The following is an 18,808-nucleotide window of genomic DNA, read 5'->3' on the forward strand; positions in this document are numbered from 1 at the left end:
GATGGTGACGGTCTCCGCGCTCTGGCATCATGGCCAAGTGGAACCCTGTCCCGCTTGACGGTACGGAACAGTGTCCCGTTCGGCAGGCCCGGGAAGCGGAGGGAACGGCGTGGTGAAGGACGGCGACGAGGCCGCGGAGCACGCGGCCCGGCCCAAGCGGGCGGACGCCCGGCGCAACCAGGAGACCCTGCTCGACGCGGCCGCCGCGGTCTTCGTCGAGTCGGGTGTGGAGGCTCCGGTGCGCGACATCGCGGCCAGGGCCGGCGTGGGGACGGCCACGATCTACCGCCACTTCCCGACACGGGCCGACCTCATCATCGGCGTCTACCGGCACCAGGTGGAGGCGTGCGCCGAGGCCGGCCCGGCGCTCCTGGCGAGCAGCCCGACCCCGTACGCCGCGCTGGCCCGGTGGATCGACCTCTTCGTGGACTTCCTCGTCACCAAGCACGGCCTCGCCGCCGTGCTGCAGTCCGACAACGCCGGCTTCGAGACGCTGCACGCGTACTTCCTCGACCGCCTCGTGCCCGTGTGCACCCGGCTCCTCGACGCCGCGACCGCCTCCGGCGAGATCCGTACCGACCTGGAGGCCATCGCCTTCATGCGCGGCGTAGGCAACCTCTGCATCGGCGCGGAGAACGACCCCCGGTACGACGCCCGGAGGCTGGTCGGACTCCTGGTGGCGGGGCTGCGCCTCCCCGGCTGACCGCGCAGGCGCCTCGGCGGCCGTCCGGCCGTCCGGCTGTCAGTGGGCGGGGATCCGCGCCGCGGGCGGGTGCTCGCGTGCCGTGGGCCGCCCTGCGGCCGGTGCGCCGGCGGCGGGCCGTCGGGGGAGGCGCGGGCCGCCTTCCCGCCGGGTCACCGCGCGCCGCGCAGCCGGACGAGGTAGGTCGCGGTCACCGCGACGGCACGGTCCCCGTCGTGCACGAGTTCCGCGAGGGCACGTGAAGCCGTCGGGCCCGGGATGTCCGCCAGCGCCTGGGTCACCCGTACGCGTCCGGGCGCGTCGGTGGTGCCGTCGGCGAGGTGCTCGACGAGCCCGCCCGCGATCCGCTCCGCCGTCGAGCCGTCACCGGCCAGCATGCTCAGCGCGTCGGCCGCGTCCGTGTCGTTCTGACCCCTGACGACCATCTCGGTGAGCGTCGGGACGGCGTCGGCGACTCCGCGTGTCCCGAGCGCCAGAGCCGCGTGGCCGCGGACCACGACGTCGGGATGGGCGAGCGCCTCCCGCAGCCGGGCGGTGGCGTCCTCACCGGACAGCTCGGCGAGGCACTGGACGGCGCGTTCCCGCACCGCGGCCACCGGGGAGGCGAGGCCCTCGGCCAGCAGCGCCGTGCCGGTGCCGCCCGACCGGGCCAGCGCCCACCGCAGGGCGCCGGCGACGTTCGTGTCCGTCTCGCTCAGCACCGCCTCGACCAGGGCCTCAACCGGCACCGGCACCTCGTCGACCGAGGAGAGGGCCGCACGCTGGCGGGCGGCGGCGCTCTTCGACCCCAGGGCCTGGAGGACCGAGACGGCCTGGAGGACGTCCTCCCAGCCCGCGGGCTCCACGGCACCGATCCGGCTCAGCCGCGTCAGCAGCTCGGTCTCGGCCGCGATGCGTTCGCGGGTCTGGCGGATGAGGTCGTCGACGAGCGCCGAGGGCGTGAAACCCGGATCGTCGAGCGCTCGCCCGATCTCGCGCAGCGACAGCCCCAGCGACCGCAGGCTCTCGATGTGGAAGATCCGCCGGATGTCCTCGACGGCGTACTCCCGGTAGCCGGAGCCGGTACGGCCCGACGGCCTGATCAGGCCCAGCGACTCGTAGTGCCTGAGCATGCGGGCACTGACCCCGGACCGCCGCGCCACCTCACCGATCAACACCTCCTATCGTCCCTCCGGGCCGGAACCGCCGAGGGCCACGACGCGCTTCGCCTCCTCGATGGCGGCCTCGAACCCGGTGTCCGGGTCGCGCAGCAGCCGTTCCGTGGCGAGGGCGTGCGCGCGGACGCCCTCGTCCCGCGCCGTCGCCGCGGCCCGCAGAGCCGACGGCACGACCTCGCCCAGCGCGACCAGTGCCCGGCTGAGACTCCGCTGCGTGTCCCGATCGCCGCGCCCGAGCTGCGTCGCCAGCGCCGAGGCCAGGGCGGCCTCCTCGCCCTCCGGCACGAGCACGACGGCCGCCCGCCAGGCGCTGCGGGCCACCTCGTCGTCGGCGTCGGACAGGAGGGCGCCGGTGATCGCCGGCCACGCCCGCCGGTCCCCGATCTTGGACAGGGTGTGCAGCGCCTGGCTCCGGGCCTGCGCCCGCTCGGATCCGACCTCCCGGAGCAGCACGGGGAGCGTCGAGGACACCGGATGGCGGGTGAGCGCCCAGGTCAGCATGTCGCGGACGAAGAACTCGGGTTCGACGGCGCAGCGCTCGACGAGCGTGCCGACGAAACGTGGGTCCGGGGCCGTGCCGACGGCCAGAGCCGCCCGCAGCCGCACGGACGGACTGTCGTCCTCCAGGGCCCGCAGCGCTCGCGACGCGTCCGGGCCCAGTGTCGTGGTCATGGGGAAACCACCTCCTGGCAGACAGTGAAGGCCTTGTCACCGTGTCAAGGTCAACCCCGGCGAACGCCTCGCCGGCCGGGCGGGCGCGGAATCACCGGGAGGTCCGACGCGTTGACGAAGGTCGGACGGGGTGCGGGCGTGTGCTGGGCAACCCGAGTGACCCGGCTGACAGGAATAGGAGGGCCGCAATGGCTGCGCAGACACAGAGGGCCGTGCTGGCGGGCGGATGCTTCTGGGGGATGGAAGAGCTGATCCGCCGGCTTCCGGGCGTGACGGCGACGCGGGTCGGTTACACCGGCGGAGACGTGCCGAACGCGACGTACCGCGACCACGGCACGCACGCGGAGGCCATCGAGATCCTCTTCGACCCCGAGCGGACCGACTACCGCACGCTCCTGGAGTTCTTCTTCCAGATCCACGACCCGAGCACCAAGAACCGCCAGGGCAACGACATCGGCCTCAGCTACCGCTCGGCGATCTACTACGTGGACGACGAGCAGAAGCGGATCGCCGAGGACACGATCGCGGACGTGGACGCCTCCGGTCTGTGGCCCGGCAAGGTCGTCACCGAGGTGGAGCCGGTCGGTCCCTTCTGGGAGGCCGAGCCCGAGCACCAGGACTACCTGCAGCGCTACCCCGAGGGGTACACCTGCCACTTCCCGCGCCCGGGATGGCGGCTGCCCGCCCGGACCGAGGGCTGACACCGGGGGCGGCCCGGCGGGCGTTCCTCCGGGCCGCCCGCCGGGGCACCGTCAGTGGGGGAGCGTCGCCGGGCTGCCGCCGTTCGCCTCGTAGCCCGCGACCGCCAGGGCGCGGTAGACCGCGAACTCCGCGGCCGGATCGGTGGACAGGGTCCAGGGGAGGGCGCCGACGTGGCCGTCGATGACGACGATCTGGTTCATGGCTTCGGCCCAGCGCTCGCCGCGGACCAGGAAGAAGACCAGCAGATGGCGGACGTGTGCCTGCATCGGGTCCTCGGGACGGGCCGAGTGGACCGCGTGCAGCGCGCCGTGGACCGCCTTGGTGACGACCTCGCTCTGGTAGAAGCCGCTGACCAGATTGACCTCGGGCAGGTGCTCGAAGACCGCGAACAGGGGCATCGCCGCGAGGAGTGAGCCCTGCGGCGCGCGGGCCGCGGCGGCCTCCGCGAAGGAGTACGCCAGGTCCCGGGAGCCGTGCCACTTCTCGCACCAGTAGTGCAGGGCGGCCAGGTGCGCCCCCATGTGGTTCGGAGCGCGGTCGAGGATCTTCAGCCAGAGCTGCTCGAACTCCTCGCGCGGATAGCCGAGACCGCGGGCCACCGACAGCTCGACGATGTACGGGATCGGGTCGCCGGGAGCGAGCAGCGCCGCCTCCGAGCAGGCCGCCCTGGCCTCCTCCATGATGATCCGGAAGTCGTCCGTGCCGGGCGTCGCCGTCCGCCACGCCTGCTGCACCAGGAACTCCGCGTGCACGGCCGCGCCGCCCGCGTCCTTCGGGGCCTCCGCCCGCCACACCCGCAGCCACTGGCCGCCCGGCGTCTCGCCGGCACCGCCCGGCCGCCGCGTCAGCTCCAGGGAGGCGGCACCCGCGAAGGCCTGCACGCGCTGCCAGCGCCGCTCGCCCTCCGCCTCCGTGCCGGCGAGGAGCTGCTGCGCTCCCCGGTAGTCCTGCGTGCGCTGGACCAGGTCCAGGACGTCCAGGAGGTCGTGGTCGGGGCCGGGCATGCGGATGTCCAGCTCCTCCTCGCGGGCGAAGCCGTAGTTCGCGGGGTCCGCCGCGTCCGGGTGGCCGGGAGGCACCAGGCCGACCGCGCTCCGTCGGCGCCGCGAGATTTGGAGCAGCACGAAGCCCAGCATGACCAGCGCTATCAGCACCCAGAGAATCTCCATGTCTCCAGCGAACCAGACGGTGCCGACAATTGGCCAACCTGCGCCCCGACCCTGTGGAAAACGCGCGGAGGCGTCCGCGCCGCTACCCTCGGTGCCCATGAGCGACAGGCACATCAGTCAGCACTTCGAGACGCTCGCGATCCACGCGGGCAACACCGCCGATCCCCAGACCGGCGCGGTGGTCCCGCCGATCTACCAGGTGTCGACGTACAAGCAGGACGGCGTCGGCGGTCTGCGCGGCGGCTACGAGTACAGCCGCAGCGCCAACCCGACCCGCACGGCCCTGGAGGAGAACCTCGCCGCCCTGGAGGGCGGCCGTCGCGGCCTCGCCTTCGCGTCCGGACTGGCGGCCGAGGACTGCCTGTTGCGTACGCTGCTGCGCCCCGGTGACCACGTGGTGATCCCGAACGACGCGTACGGCGGCACCTTCCGGCTCTTCGCCAAGGTCGCCACCCGGTGGGGCGTGGAGTGGTCGGTGGCCGACACGAGCGACCCCGCCGCCGTGCGGGCCGCGCTCACCCCGAAGACCAAGGCCGTGTGGGTGGAGACGCCCTCCAACCCGCTGCTCGGCATCACCGACATCGCCGCCGTCGCCCAGGTCGCCCGGGACGCCGGGGCCCGGCTGGTCGTCGACAACACCTTCGCCACGCCGTATCTGCAGCAGCCGCTGGCGCTCGGCGCGGACGTCGTCGTGCACTCCCTGACCAAGTACATGGGCGGACACTCCGACGTCGTCGGCGGTGCGCTGATCGTGGGCGACCAGGAGCTGGGGGAGGAGCTGGCGTTCCACCAGAACGCGATGGGCGCCGTCGCCGGGCCCTTCGACTCCTGGCTGGTCCTGCGCGGCACCAAGACGCTCGCGGTCCGCATGGACCGGCACAGCGAGAACGCCGGCAAGATCGCCGACATGCTCACCCGGCATGCGCGCGTGACGAGCGTGCTGTACCCGGGGCTGCCGGAGCACCCGGGCCACGAGGTCGCCGCCAAGCAGATGAAGGCCTTCGGCGGCATGGTGTCCTTCCGCGTCGAGGGCGGCGAGGAGGCGGCCGTCGAGGTGTGCAACCGCGCGCGGGTGTTCACGCTGGGCGAGTCCCTGGGCGGCGTCGAGTCGCTGATCGAGCACCCGGGCCGGATGACGCACGCCTCCGCGGCCGGCTCGGCCCTCGAGGTGCCCGGCGACCTGGTGCGCCTGTCGGTCGGCATCGAGAACGCCGACGACCTGCTCGCCGACCTCCAGCAGGCGCTCGGCTAGGCCGTCCCCCCCCGGGGGCTCACCAGCCCTCCCAGCCCGTCACGGGTGGGGTCGTCTCCGACGGCGGCTCCACCCAGGGCTGGACGGTCAGCGCCCACACCGCGAAGGCCACGGCGGCCGCGCACAGCACCAGCCACATCAGCCGGCGGGCGGCGGTCCTGCGCCGCAGGATCCGGCCGCCCCGGCGCACGGCGTCCGCGTACAGCCCGGGCGGCACCCGCGGGGGCGACTGCTCCATGATCCGCCGCGCCGCGGCCTCACGCTGTGGGCGGTTCACGGGTGCCTCCCGGTCTCCCACCGCCCCGCGCGCGTGCCCGTCACGGCGCTCTCCCTCCGCGCCGCGCGCGTGCCCGTCACGGCGTCGTCGCCTTCGCTTCCGCCGGCACCGGGTGGGCCGGTCCGGCGGGCGGGTGCAGCAGGGTGGCCGTCGCGCGGTCGCAGATCGTCCGGACGCGTTCCACCGGCAGGCCCAGCAGCGCGGCCGCCTGTTCCTCCGCGACGCCCTCGTAGAGCCTGAGCACCAGGATCAGGCGCTCCTGCGGGGCGAGGCCGCTCAGCGGGCCGGCGGGACGCCTGCGCGCCCGGCCGAGGCCGCCGCCGTACCGGTGCCAGGCCTCGCGCGCGAAGCGGGTGGCGAGGTACTGGCGGGCCCGGTCGTACGGGTCCTCGCCGTGCAGCCGGTCCCAGTACGCGTACGTGTGGGCGAGGGACAGCGCCAGCAGGCGCCGCGCGCGCGGGTTGTCGGCCGGCGGCTCGGCCGTGAGCAGGGTGGCGGCATGCGACAGCCGCCCTGCCGCGCCCGCGACGAACGCCTCGAACTCCCGGGCCCGGCGGGCCCCCTGCGAGGCCTGCCGTTCTCGCACCGCGCCTCCCGCCCGGGGGGCGACGACCGCGAGTCTCGTACGACGACCCCCTGGGTCTCATATCAGGCCAGGGGCGGCACGCCGGTCAAGAGTTCGGTACGAACCGCTTCCGAGAGGCGGTGAGAGGCGGTGAGAGGCGGGGAAGCCGGTGGGAGGCGCCTCAGGAGGCCGTCGGCGCCTCCTGGCCCGCCGGACCCGACGGGGCCATACGGGCGGACAGGGCGCCGTTGAAGCGCGACAGGAGCGTGCAGAACGCCTCGCGCTCCTCGGGCGCCCAGTCGTGGGTCAGTTCGGCCATGAGCCGGCGCCGGGAGGACCGGACCTCCTCCAGCCGCGACTCGCCGCGCGGGGAGAGCTGGAGCACCACCGCGCGGCCGTCCTCGGGGTGCGAGGTCCGCTTGACGAGTCCGGTGTCGACGAGCGGGGCCACCTGCCGGGTGACCGTCGAGGAGTCGATCCCCATGCTCGCGGCGAGCGCCTTCACGCCCATCGGGCCCTCTTTGTCGAGGCGGTTGAGCAGCAGATAGGCGGCGCGGTCCATGGAGTTGCGCACCTGGCCGACCCCGCCGAGCCGGGTCTGTTCGGCGCGGCGGGCGAAGAGCGCCACCTCGTGCTGGAGCGTCTCGAGAAGACCGGTGTCACCGGCGGTCGTCATGTCCATCGACATTTCAGGTGTTGTGGGCATGGCCGGGGGCTCACTTCGTGGAGGGCTGCTAATTGGGGGACAGGGTACGCGGCCGGGCGGCGAGGCGTACCGGCGCTGGGCAAAGCGGGTCTCGGAGGTTGGTCACAACGGTCTCCGGCGCCCGTGAACTGCGATGCTGGAGGCATGAGCTACAGCACGGCCGCCCTCGTCGGACCCGTCACCCTCGACGACGTGCGCGGAGCGCAGAAGATGCTCTCGGGCGTGGCGCGGGTGACGGCGATGGAGGGCAGCAGGCACCTGTCCCAGCTGGTCGGCGCGCCCGTCCACCTCAAGTGCGAGAACCTCCAGCGGACGGGTTCGTTCAAGCTGCGCGGCGCCTACGTCAGGATCGCCGGGCTGCTGCCCGAGCAGCGGGCCGCCGGTGTCGTCGCGGCGAGCGCGGGCAACCACGCGCAGGGCGTGGCGCTGGCCTCGTCGCTGCTCGGCGTGCACGCCACGGTATTCATGCCGAAGGGCGCCCCGCTGCCGAAGATCAGCGCGACCCGGGAGTACGGCGCCGAGGTGCGGCTGCACGGTCAGGTGGTCGACGAGACGCTGGCCGCCGCGCAGGAGTACGCGGAGCGGACCGGCGCGATGTTCATCCACCCCTTCGACCATCCGGACGTCATCGCGGGCCAGGGCACGGTCGGGCTGGAGGTGCTGGAACAGTGCCCGGAGGTGCGGACCGTCGTGGTCGGCATCGGCGGGGGAGGCCTGGCGGCCGGGATCGCGGTCGCGGTGAAGGCGCTGCGGCCGGACGTGCGGATCGTGGGCGTGCAGGCCGAGGGCGCGGCGGCGTATCCGCCGTCACTGGCGGCCGGGCGGCCGGTGGCCGTCGAGCATCCGGCGACGATGGCCGACGGCATCAAGGTGGGGCGGCCCGGCGACGTGCCGTTCCGGATCGTCGGCGACCTGGTGGACGAGGTCCGTACGGTCTCCGAGGACGAGCTGTCCACCGCCCTGCTGCTCTGCCTGGAGCGGGCCAAACTGGTCGTGGAGCCGGCCGGGGCGAGTCCGGTGGCGGCCCTGCTGAGCGACCCGGGTGCCTTCGAGGGGCCCGTGGTGGCGGTGCTGTCCGGGGGCAACGTGGACCCGGTGCTGATGCAGGGCGTGCTGCGGCACGGCATGGCCGCGCAGGGCCGCTACCTGGCGGTCCGGCTGCGCCTGACGGACCGGCCGGGGGCGCTCGCCACGCTGCTCGGCGTGCTGTCCGTGGTCGACGCCAACGTCCTCGACGTGAGCCACGTGCGGACCGATCCGCGGCTCGGGCTCACGGAGGCGGAGGTCGAGCTGCACCTGGAGACGAAGGGGCCGGAGCACTGCGCCGAGGTCGGCCGGGCGCTGCACGAGGCGGGTTACCCCGTCATCGGCTGACGGCCCGAGGACCGCCGGCGGTTCGGCGTTCACTCGTTCGGGGAAGTTCGGTCCCACGTCTGGGCGGACGCGATACATCGCGTTATGGTGTGTCGTAATTCGCTCGCTGAGCGCGGCGAAACGTACAAACCTAGGCTGTGCGAAGAATCCCCGACGACGTGGAGACTCATATGCCGGGCGCCATCTATGCCGAAGGCCTGGTGAAGTCCTTCGGTGACGTAAGGGCTCTGGACGGCGTCGACCTGGACGTTCCCGAGGGGACGGTCCTCGGTCTGCTCGGGCCGAACGGCGCGGGCAAGACCACGGCCGTGCGCTGCCTGACGACCCTGCTCCGCCCCGACAGCGGCAGGGCGGTCGTCGCGGGCATCGACGTGCTCAGGCAGCCCAACGAGGTGCGGCGCTCGATCGGCCTCTCCGGCCAGTTCGCCGCGGTCGACGAGTACCTGACCGGCCGGGAGAACCTGCAGATGGTGGGCCAGCTCTACCAGATGCGCGCCAAGGCCGCGAAGGTCCGGGCCCGCGAGCTGCTCGACCAGTTCCACCTCACGGATGCGGCCGACCGCCCCACGAAGACCTACTCGGGAGGCATGCGCCGCCGGCTCGACCTGGCGGCCGCCCTGGTCGTCTCGCCACCCGTCATGTTCATGGACGAACCGACGACCGGCCTCGACCCGCGCAACCGGCAGGAGCTGTGGGAGGTCATCAAGCAGCTCGTCTCCGGCGGGACCACCCTGCTGCTGACGACGCAGTACCTGGAGGAGGCCGACCACCTCGCGCACGACATCGCGGTCGTCGACCACGGCCGCGTCATCGCCCGCGGCACCTCCGACCAGCTCAAGGCCCGTACCGGTGGCGAGCGCGTCGAGGTCGTGGTCCACGAGCGGGGGCACATGCCGACAGCGGCCGAGGTGCTCGCCGGTTTCGGCAAGGGCCCCACCACCGTCGAGGAGCACACCCGCAAGCTCACCGTCCCCGTCACCGGCGGCGCCAAGCTGCTCGCCGAGGTCATCCGCGAACTCGACGTCCGCGGCATCGAGATCGACGACATCGGTCTGCGCCGCCCCACCCTCGACGACGTCTTCCTCTCCCTCACCGGCCATGTGGCGGAGAGCGAGAACCCCGGGAACGGAGAGCAGGACCCGGCGGCCGACGCCGGCCGCACGGACCGCGAGGAGGCCGCCAAGTGAGCACCGTCAGCACCGACACCGAGCAGGTCACGGCGACCACCCACCCCATCGGACAGTCCGTCCGGGACTCCCTGGTCATCGCCCGCCGGAACCTGATCCGCATGACCAGGATTCCCGAGATGGTGCTGTTCGGGGTCGTCCAGCCGGTGATGTTCGTGATCCTGTTCACGTACGTCTTCGGCGGTTCGATGCAGATCGGGAACACCACCGACCCGGACGTCTACAAGGACTTCCTGATGGCGGGCATCTTCGCGCAGACCGTCACCTTCGCCACCGCCGGATCGGCGGCCGGCATCGCCGACGACATGCAGAAGGGTCTCGTCGACCGCTTCCGCTCCCTGCCGATGGCCCGTGGCGCGGTGCTGACCGGACGCACCGTCGCCGACCTCGTGCAGACGGCCATCACGCTGCTCGTACTCGCGATCGTCGCGCTGATCGTGGGCTGGCGCACCGGCTCCGCCGAGCCGACCAACGCGGTGCGGATCCTGGTCGGCTTCGCCCTGCTGCTCCTCCTGGGCTACGCCTTCACCTGGATCGGAGCGCTCATCGGCCTGTCCGTGCGCACCCCGGAGGCGGCGACCTCGGGAGGGATCATCTGGCTGTTCCCGGTGACGTTCGTCTCGAACGCCTTCGTGGACTCCAGCCAGATGACCCCCTGGCTCCGGCACATCGCCGAGTGGAACCCCTTCAGCGCCACGGTGCAGGCCTGCCGCGAGCTGTTCGGCAACCCGGGCGTCGTGCAGTCCGACGCCTGGCCCATGCAGTATCCCGTCTGGGCCTCGGTGATCTGGTCGGTCCTGATCGTCGTGGTCTTCCGGACCCTGGCGGTACGCAAGTACCGGTCGGCCTCCGCATGACGAAGCCCCCGGCGTCACCAGGACGCCGGGGGCCGTCGGGGACGGTCGGCCGGGGTGCCGGCCGGGCCGCCGGTCAGCCGTTGTAGGGCTCGGCCTTCAGGATCTTCACGGAGGCCGGCTTGCCGTTGGGCAGCTCGTACTGCGCGTCCTCGCCGACCTTGTGGCCGATGACGCCCGAGCCCAGCGGGGACTGCGGCGAGTAGGTCTCGATGTCCGAGCTCGCGTACTCGCGCGAGGCGAGCAGGAAGGTCAGCGTGTCGTCCTCGTCACCGTCGAAGGCGATCGTGACGACCATGCCGGGGGCCACCGAGCCGTTCGCGGCCGGAGCCTCACCCACCTTGGCGCTCTCGAGCAGCTGGGTCAGCTGGCGCACTCGGAGCTCCTGCTTGCCCTGCTCCTCCTTCGCCGCGTGGTACCCGCCGTTCTCGCGCAGGTCCCCCTCCTCGCGCGCCGCGGCGATCTTGGCAGAGATCTCGGTGCGCGCGGGACCAGTAAGGTATTCAAGCTCCTCCTTGAGCTTGTTGTACGCCTCCTGGGTCAGCCAGGTGACGTTCTCGCTGGTCTGGGTCACGGGTGCTCCTCGTTGGTACAGGGAATACAAATCAACGCCCTACCCAGAAGGATGTTCCTTCACGGAAGGGCGAAACCACGAGCCTAACAATTCAGTGGCCAAAGGGGGAGGACATAAGCCACCAGATTCCTGTCACAGCAGGTCAGCGATGGTGGATTCGCGCGGGCGGGCCTCGCGGAGTCAGCCCGCGTGGCAGCCGAGCAGCTCGGCCGACGTGCCCGGGGCCTTCGTCCGCAGGGTGACGACCCGGTCGATGCGCGTGTCGTCCCCGTCGAAGCGGAAGTCGGCGCGGCCCACCTCGTCGCCGTCCTCCGCCTGGGAGCGGACGGTGCAGTAGCCGGTCACACCGGCGTCCTTGCGGACCTCCAGGTGCACCTGCACCGAGTCCTCGGCGAGCTCGAAACCGATCAGCTCACCGCTGATCTTGTTCTGGCCGACGTAGTGGTAGCCGAACCAGCCGATCACCGCGAGCAGAACGGCACCGAGCACGGCGCCGACGATCTTGAGGGTGCGGTCGGCCCGTTCGTCCGAGGAGCGGCCGTAGCGGCTCTCGGGCGTTCGTGTGCTCGCCGTACTCATGATCGTCCTCTCGGCGGGAGCCGGACCTGCCGGGCTCCGGAATTATTCCGCCCCCGATTCGGTCACTATAGAAGCCGCCCGACCGCCCCCGACCGCCGCCCCTCGACGACGCCCCTGCGGGACGGCACCTATTGGAATGCGCCGATGTACACGGGCGCCGACTGACCGAGGATTGAGTCTTGACTGACCAGCTGCGACTGATGGCCGTCCACGCACACCCCGACGACGAGTCGAGCAAGGGCGCGGCCACCATGGCGAAGTACGTGTCCGAGGGGGTGGACGTGCTGGTGGTGACCTGCACGGGCGGCGAGCGCGGCTCCATCCTCAACCCCAAGCTCCAGGGCGACGCCTACATCGAGGAGCACATCCACGAGGTGCGCAAGAAGGAGATGGACGAGGCCCGGGAGATCCTGGGCGTCAAGCAGGAGTGGCTCGGCTTCGTCGACTCCGGGCTGCCCGAGGGCGACCCGCTGCCGCCGCTGCCGGAGGGCTGCTTCGCCCTGGAGGACGTCGACAAGGCGGCCGGTGAGCTGGTGCGCAAGATCCGCTCCTTCCGGCCCCAGGTGATCACCACCTACGACGAGAACGGCGGCTACCCGCACCCGGACCACATCATGACCCACAAGATCACGATGGTGGCCTTCGAGGGCGCGGCCGACACCGAGAAGTACCCGGAGGCGGAGTACGGAACGGCGTACCAGCCGGTGAAGGTGTACTACAACCAGGGCTTCAACCGCCCCCGCACCGAGGCGCTGCACAACGCGCTGCTGGAGCGCGGCCTGGAGTCCCCCTACGGGGACTGGCTCAAGCGCTGGTCGGAGTTCGAGCGCAAGGAGCGCACGCTCACCACGCACGTGCCGTGCGCCGACTTCTTCGAGATCCGCGACAAGGCGCTGATCGCGCACGCGACGCAGATCGACCCCGACGGGGGCTGGTTCCGGGTGCCGATGGAGCTCCAGAAGGAGGTCTGGCCCACCGAGGAGTACGAGCTCGCCAAGTCGCTCGTGGATACCTCCCTCCCCGAGGACGACCTCTTCGCGGGCATCCGGGACAATGCCTGACATGAGTGCAAGCGCAAGCCTGGCAATGACGCACCTCGTCACTCTCGCCGAACTCGACGAGGACAAGGTCACCCCCGGTGTCCTCGGCTTCGTCGTCTTCGCGGTGATGGCCCTGGCGGTGTGGGGCCTGATGCGGTCCATGAGCCGGCACATGGGCAAGGTGGACTTCAAGGAGGCACCGGACCCGGAGGCCGAGAAGGCCTCCGGCCGGGTGGAGCCCCAGAAGGGCTGACGCGCGCCTGGCGCCCGGCGCGGGCCGGGCGCCAGGCGCTGACGTGAGTCTTCGTGTCCGGCACGGCCGGGCGCCCCCGGCGTCGGCGTGAGGCCGGCTGCCTGGTGTCGGCGTGGGCCCGGGTGCCAGGCGCCGTCCGGGCGTCCGGCGCGGGCGCGGGCCGGGGTCGCCTGGTGCCGCCGTAGTTCGCCGTGCCCGCGGCCCGGTGTCGTCCTGGCTGGAGCCCGGAGCCCGGAGCCCGGAGCCCGGAGCCCGGAGCCCGGAGCCCGGAGCCCGGAGCCCGGAGCCGGACCGCCCCCGCCTACGTCGTGACCGTCACCCCCATCACCTCGCGGGCCTGGCGGTTCGGCACCATGCCCAGGCGCCAGCCCTGCCAGCCGTCCTCCAGCTGCACGCCCCGCTCCAGGAGGAGCCGGTACGCCTCCACGTAGTCGTCCAGCTTCCCGTCCCGGGCCGGGTGGCGGTCCCGTGCCACCTGGGCCAGCTCCTCCTGCGCCACCGCCGTGCCCACCTCCACGCCACCCGCAGCGGCGTACGGCAGCAGCGTGCAGCGCAGGAAGCGGGCCCAGTCGCCGCCCCGCCGGTCGCCGTACGCCGCGAACAGCGCCGCGGCCTCGTCGCACAGCGCCAGTGCCTGCGGGGTACGGGCGTTGCCCGCGTCCACCACCGCCAGCTCCAGACAGGTCCACGCCTCCCCGTGGCCGACGCCGATGCGCTGGAAGTCGGCGCGCGCGTCGACCAGGAGCTGGCGGGCGAAGCCCGAGTTGCGCAGCGACCCCGTCCGGGCGGCACGCTGGTCCCGGGTCACCCGCGCCGAGTGGTGCCGGGCGCAGGCCAGCCCGTACACGTCCCGCATCCGGGAGAACATCGTGCGGGAGCGTTCCAGCTCGCGGACCGACTGGTCCAGGGCGCCCGTCTCCTCCAGCGCCTGGCCCACGTAGTAGACCGTCCACGCCTCGCCGCGCGCGTCCTCGTTCTCCCGGTGCCGGGCCGCGGCGCGCCGCAGTTCGTCCAGCGCCTCGGCGGCGTCGCCGTCCATCAGCCGCGCCCGCGCCAGCTGGGTCAGGGCCCAGGCCTCGCCGCGGGCGTCCTGGGTGCGGCCGTACAGCTCCAGCGCCGCGCGCAGGTCCGTCTCCGCGCCCAGCACGTCGCCCATGCGCAGGCGGAGCTGACCGAGCTGGAAGTGGGCCCAGGCCTGGCCGTGCACCGACTCGCCCGCCCGGTGCAGGACCAGCGACTCGGTCAGCAGCTCCAGCGCCTCGGCGAGCCGGGCCCGGTCCCGCTGCACCGCCGCCAGCGCGTGCAGCGTCCACGCCCGGTCCGCGTCCAGCTCGGGCGGGGCCTGGAGGTCCAGCGCCTCCCGCAGCTTCGCCGCCGCCTCGGTCAGGTTGCCCTGGTGGTGCAGCGTGATGCCCAGCGAGCACAGGGCGCGCGCCGCCCCCGCGTCGTGGTGCGCCTCCCGGTACAGGTCGACCACGGAGGTCAGCGTCGTCCGCGCCTTGTCCAGCTCGCCGAGCTGCCGGGCCGCGATACCGGTGCGCCACTGCACCGAGCGCACCAGCAGCCCCTGGTCCACGGACTGCGCCAGCTCGCTGATCTCGCCCAGCCGGTACAGGTCGCCGCGCAGCAGGCAGTAGTCGCACAACGCGCCCAGCAGGTTCAGCACCGCGCGCTGGTCGACCCCCTCCGCGTGTCTGAGCGCGGCCGTGATGAAGCTGGACTCGTCGTCCAGCCAGCGCAGCGCCTCGTCCAGGGACGTGAAGCCGTACTGCCCGAACCGGTCGGAGCGGGTCGACACGTTGCCGTCGATCAGGCGCAGCACCGAGTCGGCCAGTTCGGCGTAGTTCGCGATCAGCCGCTCCTGCGCCGCCGCCCGCTCGCCCGGCTCCTCCTCGTCGGCGAGCCGGGCCCGCGCGAAGGCGCGCACCGAGTCGTGCAGCCGGAAGCGGCTGCCGCGGACGCGGTCGATCAGGCCCGCCCGGGCCAGCGCCTCCAACTGCCGGGCCGCCTCCGTCTCGTCCGTGGCCAGCAGCGCGGCCGCCGCCGGGTTGCCCAGCGAGGTGCGCCCCGCCAGCGCCAGCCGGCGCAGCAGCCGCCGGGCCGGCTCCGACTGGTCGGTGTAGCGCAGCCACAGCACCCGCTCGACCGGTTCCACCGGCCCGTACGCGCCCAGGTCGGTCGCCAGGGCGCGCGGCGAGCGCGGTCCCAGGGACGACCCCGCGATGCGCAGCGCCAGCGGCAGTCCGCCGCACAACTGCCGGACCAGATCGGCGGACTCGGCGTCGTAGGGGCCCGAGGCGTCCTGCGCGGCGGCTCCCAGCAACTCCTCCGCGCCCGCCGCGTCCAGCGCCTCCACCGGCAGGTGATACGTCCGGGCGGGCAGGTCGGCCGGCAGCTCCAGCGCCTCGCGCGCGGTGACCAGCACCAGGCTGTCCGACCGCTCCGGCACCAGCGTGCGCACCTGCTCGGCGTCCGAGGCGTCGTCCAGCACGACGGTCACCGGCACGCCCGTCAGATGCTGGTGGTACAGCTCACTGAGCCGCTTGACCTGCTGGTCCGCCGAGGAACGCTCACGGAAGAGCAGTTGCTCACGGGGCGCCCCCAGCCGGTTCAGCAGGTGCAGCAGGGCGTCCCGGGTGCTCAGCGGCGACTCGCCGTCCGACCCCGGACCGTCCCCGCGCAGGTCGACCACGCAGGCCCCGCGGAAGTGGTCCCGCAGCTCGTGGGCGGCGCGCACGGCGAGCGTCGTGCGGCCGCTGCCGGGCGCCCCGTGGAGCACCACGACCGTCGGCTTCGTCTCCGTACTCGCCCGGGCCGCCTGCACCCACTGCCGCAGCCGCGCCATCTCCTGCCGCCGGCCGGCGAAGCTGCCCTGCGGTTCCGGGAGTTGCGCGAACGACTGCTCCAGCGCGCTGCGTCCCCGGGCCGCGGCGCTCTTGTCGGCACCCCGCAGCTTAGGCCCCGCCTTCTTCGGCGCGGTGGACGCGGCCAGCATGCGCTGCTGGTCCAGGAACGGCCGGATGCCGCGCACCTCCAGCGCCGTCAGCCACTGCAACCGCAACTGCTCGGGCCCGCCAGGCTGACTGACGGCCCCGGCGCGGTGATGGGCGGCCGGCACATGGGAGCCGACCACCTTGACGACGGTCGTCGCGGCCCCGACGACGCCGACGGCCACGCCCGCGCCCACCGCCGTGCCCGTCCCGGTGCCGAGCGCCATGTCGGCCACCACCGCGGCGACCGCCGCCACGCCCGCCACCAGCAGGGGGGTGCCGGCGCCCTCCCGGGCGTAGCGCTGCCGGAAGGTGAGGTGTCCCGCCTCGGCCTCGTCGACGGCGTGCGTGTAGGCCGCGTACTCCTCGGCGGCGGCGCCCGCCATCGCGTCGAGCGCCCCGCGCGCCCGGGACAGCAGCACGTTCCCGTCCGTGCGGCCACCCGAACGCCGCACCTCCTCCTCCACGGCCTGCCGCAGCAGCCGCTCGGCCTCCGCCCGATGTCCGTCCCGCATGTCGCGTCCCCTCCGGCGGCAGCCCTGTCGGCAACTCCCTGGTCCACAAGTGTCCTTCGGACCGGGGGGTCGGCGCGAGGGGGCGACGATCACCGGATGCCGCCGGCGGTCCCCCGTGGCGTACGGGCGGGGCCCGGACGGGTGCGCCAAGATGGAGGTATGCCCAATCGACTCGCGCAGGCCACGTCCCCGTACCTCCTCCAGCACGCGGACAACCCCGTCGACTGGTGGCCGTGGGAGCCCCAGGCGTTCGAGGAGGCCCGGCGGCGCGACGTCCCGGTCCTCCTGAGCGTCGGCTACAGCGCCTGTCACTGGTGTCACGTCATGGCCCACGAGTCCTTCGAGGACGAGGCCACCGCCGCCTACCTGAACGAGCACTTCGTGTCCGTCAAGGTCGACCGCGAGGAGCGGCCCGACGTGGACGCCGTCTACATGGAGGCCGTGCAGGCGGCGACCGGACAGGGCGGCTGGCCCATGACCGTGTTCCTCACCCCGGACGCCGAGCCCTTCTACTTCGGCACCTACTACCCGCCCGAGCCCCGGCACGGCATGCCGTCCTTCCGGCAGGTGCTCCAGGGCGTCCACCAGGCCTGGGCCGAGCGCCGGGACGAGGTGACCGACGTCGCCGGGAAGATCGTGCGGGACCTCGCCGGGCGGGAGATCTCCTACGGCGACGCGCAGGCGCCCGGCGAGGCCGAGCTCGGGCAGGCGCTGCTCGGGCTCACCCGGGAGTACGACCCGCAGCGCGGCGGGTTCGGCGGGGCGCCGAAGTTCCCGCCGTCCATGGTGGTCGAGTTCCTGCTGCGCCACCACGCCCGCACCGGCGCGGAGGGCGCGCTCCAGATGGCGCGGGACACCTGCGAGCGGATGGCGCGCGGCGGGATCTACGACCAGCTCGGCGGCGGTTTCGCGCGCTACTCCGTGGACCGCGAGTGGGTCGTGCCCCACTTCGAGAAGATGCTGTACGACAACGCCCTGCTGTGCCGGGTCTACGCCCACCTGTGGCGTGCCACCGGCTCGGAGCTCGCCCGCCGGGTCGCGCTGGAGACCGCCGACTTCATGGTGCGGGAACTGCGCACCGCCGAGGGCGGCTTCGCCTCCGCGCTGGACGCGGACAGCGACGACGGGACGGGCCGGCACGTCGAGGGCGCCTACTACGTGTGGACGCCCGCGCGGCTCACCGAGGTGCTCGGCGCCGACGACGCCGCGCTCGCCGCCCAGTACTTCGGCGTGACCGAGGAGGGCACCTTCGAGCACGGCTCCTCGGTGCTGCAACTGCCGCAGCAGGAGGGTGTGTTCGAGGCGGAGCGGATCGCCTCGATCCGGGAGCGGCTGCTGGCCGCCCGGGACGGACGCCCCGCCCCGGGCCGGGACGACAAGGTGGTCGCGGCCTGGAACGGCCTGGCGGTCGCCGCGCTCGCCGAGACGGGCGCCTACTTCGAGCGCCCCGACCTGGTGGAGGCCGCCGTCGCCGCCGCGGACCTGCTGGTGCGGCTGCACCTCGACGACCACGGGCGGCTCTTCCGTACCAGCAAGGACGGCCGGGCCGGCGCCCACGCCGGGGTGCTGGAGGACTACGCCGACGTGGCGGAGGGCTTCCTCGCGCTGGCGTCGGTGACCGGGGAGGGCGTCTGGCTGGACTTCGCCGGGCTGCTGCTCGACCACGTCCTCACCCGCTTCGCCGACGACTCCGGTTCCCTGTACGACACCGCGGCCGACGCCGAGCAGCTGATCCGCCGCCCGCAGGACCCCACCGACAACGCCACCCCGTCCGGCTGGAGCGCCGCCGCCGGCGCCCTCCTGTCCTACGCCGCCCACACCGGCTCCGAGCCCCACCGCACCGCCGCCGAGCGCGCCCTGGGGGTCGTGAAGGCGCTCGGTCCGCGGGTGCCGCGGTTCATCGGCTGGGGACTGGCCGCCGCCGAGGCGCTGCTCGACGGGCCGCGCGAAGTGGCCGTCGTCGGACCGTCGCCGGACGACGGCGCGACCAGGGGCCTGCACCGCACGGCACTTCTGGGGACGGCCCCGGGCGCCGTCGTCGCCGTGGGCACGGAGGGGAGCGACGAATTCCCCCTGCTGGCCGACCGGCCGCTGGTGAACGGCGCCCCGGCCGCGTACGTCTGCCGTAACTTCACCTGCGACGCGCCGACGACCGATCCGGAACGGCTGCGCGCCAGCCTGAACAGCTGAAACGACATAAAGAGAAACAATGGGAACGGGACCGATGGGTGAAATGTTC

At 73.1% G+C, this 18,808-nt stretch carries 18 protein-coding genes; 9 read left to right on the forward strand and 9 right to left on the reverse strand.

The genetic code is table 11. From position 1 onward, the window contains the following. The first annotated feature begins 112 nt into the window (after nucleotides 1-112). Complete coding sequence (locus tag SAM23877_RS22620; protein WP_053142760.1) at nucleotides 113-703, forward strand: TetR/AcrR family transcriptional regulator; 591 nt, start codon at nucleotides 113-115, stop codon at nucleotides 701-703. A gap of 152 nt (nucleotides 704-855) precedes the next feature. On the opposite strand, the gene SAM23877_RS22625 is transcribed toward SAM23877_RS22620, so the two are convergent. Together SAM23877_RS22625 and SAM23877_RS22630 are read right to left on the reverse strand one after the other, a co-directional pair. Next, nucleotides 856-1,860 carry a MerR family transcriptional regulator gene (locus SAM23877_RS22625; RefSeq protein ID WP_053136254.1) on the reverse strand — a complete coding sequence of 335 codons (1,005 nt, stop codon included), beginning with the start codon at nucleotides 1,858-1,860 and terminating at the stop codon, nucleotides 856-858. A gap of 3 nt (nucleotides 1,861-1,863) precedes the next feature. Next, the gene (locus SAM23877_RS22630; protein ID WP_053136257.1) at nucleotides 1,864-2,532 is read right to left on the reverse strand and encodes a HEAT repeat domain-containing protein; all 669 of its coding nucleotides are present in this window, start codon (nucleotides 2,530-2,532) and stop codon (nucleotides 1,864-1,866) included. A gap of 188 nt (nucleotides 2,533-2,720) precedes the next feature. Between SAM23877_RS22630 and msrA the strand changes: the two genes are divergently transcribed. Next, a complete protein-coding gene (msrA, locus tag SAM23877_RS22635) occupies nucleotides 2,721-3,233 on the forward strand; it encodes a peptide-methionine (S)-S-oxide reductase MsrA (protein WP_053136260.1) in 513 nt (170 codons plus the stop codon). A gap of 51 nt (nucleotides 3,234-3,284) precedes the next feature. On the opposite strand, the gene SAM23877_RS22640 is transcribed toward msrA, so the two are convergent. Continuing rightward, complete coding sequence (locus tag SAM23877_RS22640) at nucleotides 3,285-4,403, reverse strand: hypothetical protein (RefSeq protein ID WP_053136263.1); 1,119 nt, start codon at nucleotides 4,401-4,403, stop codon at nucleotides 3,285-3,287. 97 nt (nucleotides 4,404-4,500) lie between these two features. On the opposite strand from SAM23877_RS22640, the gene SAM23877_RS22645 reads away from it, so the two are divergent. Next, entirely contained in the window at nucleotides 4,501-5,655 is a 1,155-nt protein-coding gene (locus SAM23877_RS22645; RefSeq protein WP_053136266.1) for a cystathionine gamma-synthase, read from the forward strand. 19 nt (nucleotides 5,656-5,674) lie between these two features. On the opposite strand, the gene SAM23877_RS22650 is transcribed toward SAM23877_RS22645, so the two are convergent. The 3 genes from SAM23877_RS22650 to SAM23877_RS22660 form a co-directional block, all read right to left on the reverse strand. After that, entirely contained in the window at nucleotides 5,675-5,932 is a 258-nt protein-coding gene (locus SAM23877_RS22650; RefSeq protein ID WP_053136269.1) for a hypothetical protein, read from the reverse strand. Nucleotides 5,933-6,008: 76 nt separating this feature from the next. Continuing rightward, entirely contained in the window at nucleotides 6,009-6,518 is a 510-nt protein-coding gene (locus SAM23877_RS22655) for a sigma factor-like helix-turn-helix DNA-binding protein (protein ID WP_053136272.1), read from the reverse strand. 160 nt (nucleotides 6,519-6,678) lie between these two features. After that, entirely contained in the window at nucleotides 6,679-7,185 is a 507-nt protein-coding gene (locus SAM23877_RS22660) for a MarR family winged helix-turn-helix transcriptional regulator (protein ID WP_162492122.1), read from the reverse strand. Nucleotides 7,186-7,347: 162 nt separating this feature from the next. Here SAM23877_RS22660 and ilvA point away from each other — a divergent pair, with 162 nt between their 5' ends. The 3 genes from ilvA (at nucleotide 7,348) to SAM23877_RS22675 (ending at nucleotide 10,621) form a co-directional block, all read left to right on the forward strand. Next, the gene (ilvA, locus tag SAM23877_RS22665) at nucleotides 7,348-8,577 is read left to right on the forward strand and encodes a threonine ammonia-lyase (protein WP_053136280.1); all 1,230 of its coding nucleotides are present in this window, start codon (nucleotides 7,348-7,350) and stop codon (nucleotides 8,575-8,577) included. Nucleotides 8,578-8,747: 170 nt separating this feature from the next. Beyond that, a complete protein-coding gene (locus tag SAM23877_RS22670) occupies nucleotides 8,748-9,764 on the forward strand; it encodes an ATP-binding cassette domain-containing protein (protein ID WP_053136283.1) in 1,017 nt (338 codons plus the stop codon). Then, nucleotides 9,761-10,621 (forward strand): ABC transporter permease, encoded by an 861-nt coding sequence (locus SAM23877_RS22675; RefSeq protein WP_053136286.1) that lies wholly within the window; start codon nucleotides 9,761-9,763, stop codon nucleotides 10,619-10,621. Before SAM23877_RS22670 ends, SAM23877_RS22675 begins: the two co-directional genes overlap by 4 nt. A 73-nt stretch (nucleotides 10,622-10,694) precedes the next feature. On the opposite strand, the gene greA is transcribed toward SAM23877_RS22675, so the two are convergent. Together greA and SAM23877_RS22685 are read right to left on the reverse strand one after the other, a co-directional pair. Next, nucleotides 10,695-11,192, reverse strand: a complete 498-nt coding sequence (gene greA / locus SAM23877_RS22680; RefSeq protein ID WP_053136288.1) for a transcription elongation factor GreA — start codon at nucleotides 11,190-11,192, stop codon at nucleotides 10,695-10,697. Nucleotides 11,193-11,372: 180 nt separating this feature from the next. Then, the gene (locus SAM23877_RS22685; RefSeq protein WP_053136291.1) at nucleotides 11,373-11,771 is read right to left on the reverse strand and encodes a DUF4307 domain-containing protein; all 399 of its coding nucleotides are present in this window, start codon (nucleotides 11,769-11,771) and stop codon (nucleotides 11,373-11,375) included. A 200-nt stretch (nucleotides 11,772-11,971) separates the two neighbouring features. Between SAM23877_RS22685 and mca the strand changes: the two genes are divergently transcribed. Continuing rightward, nucleotides 11,972-12,832, forward strand: a complete 861-nt coding sequence (gene mca, locus SAM23877_RS22690; protein WP_053136294.1) for a mycothiol conjugate amidase Mca — start codon at nucleotides 11,972-11,974, stop codon at nucleotides 12,830-12,832. After that, on the forward strand, nucleotides 12,825-13,064 hold the full coding sequence (locus SAM23877_RS22695) for a hypothetical protein (RefSeq protein ID WP_174532243.1): 240 nt from the start codon (nucleotides 12,825-12,827) through the stop codon (nucleotides 13,062-13,064). Before mca ends, SAM23877_RS22695 begins: the two co-directional genes overlap by 8 nt. A gap of 301 nt (nucleotides 13,065-13,365) precedes the next feature. Here the strand turns inward: SAM23877_RS22695 and SAM23877_RS22700 are convergent, their stop codons facing one another. Continuing rightward, a complete protein-coding gene (locus tag SAM23877_RS22700; protein ID WP_053136301.1) occupies nucleotides 13,366-16,569 on the reverse strand; it encodes a tetratricopeptide repeat protein in 3,204 nt (1,067 codons plus the stop codon). A gap of 159 nt (nucleotides 16,570-16,728) precedes the next feature. On the opposite strand from SAM23877_RS22700, the gene SAM23877_RS22705 reads away from it, so the two are divergent. After that, nucleotides 16,729-18,759, forward strand: coding sequence for a thioredoxin domain-containing protein (locus SAM23877_RS22705; RefSeq protein WP_053136304.1), 2,031 nt, complete (start codon nucleotides 16,729-16,731; stop codon nucleotides 18,757-18,759). Nucleotides 18,760-18,808 lie beyond the last annotated feature (49 nt).

Origin of the sequence: Streptomyces ambofaciens ATCC 23877, assembly GCF_001267885.1 — a bacterium.
GTDB lineage: Bacteria > Actinomycetota > Actinomycetes > Streptomycetales > Streptomycetaceae > Streptomyces > Streptomyces ambofaciens.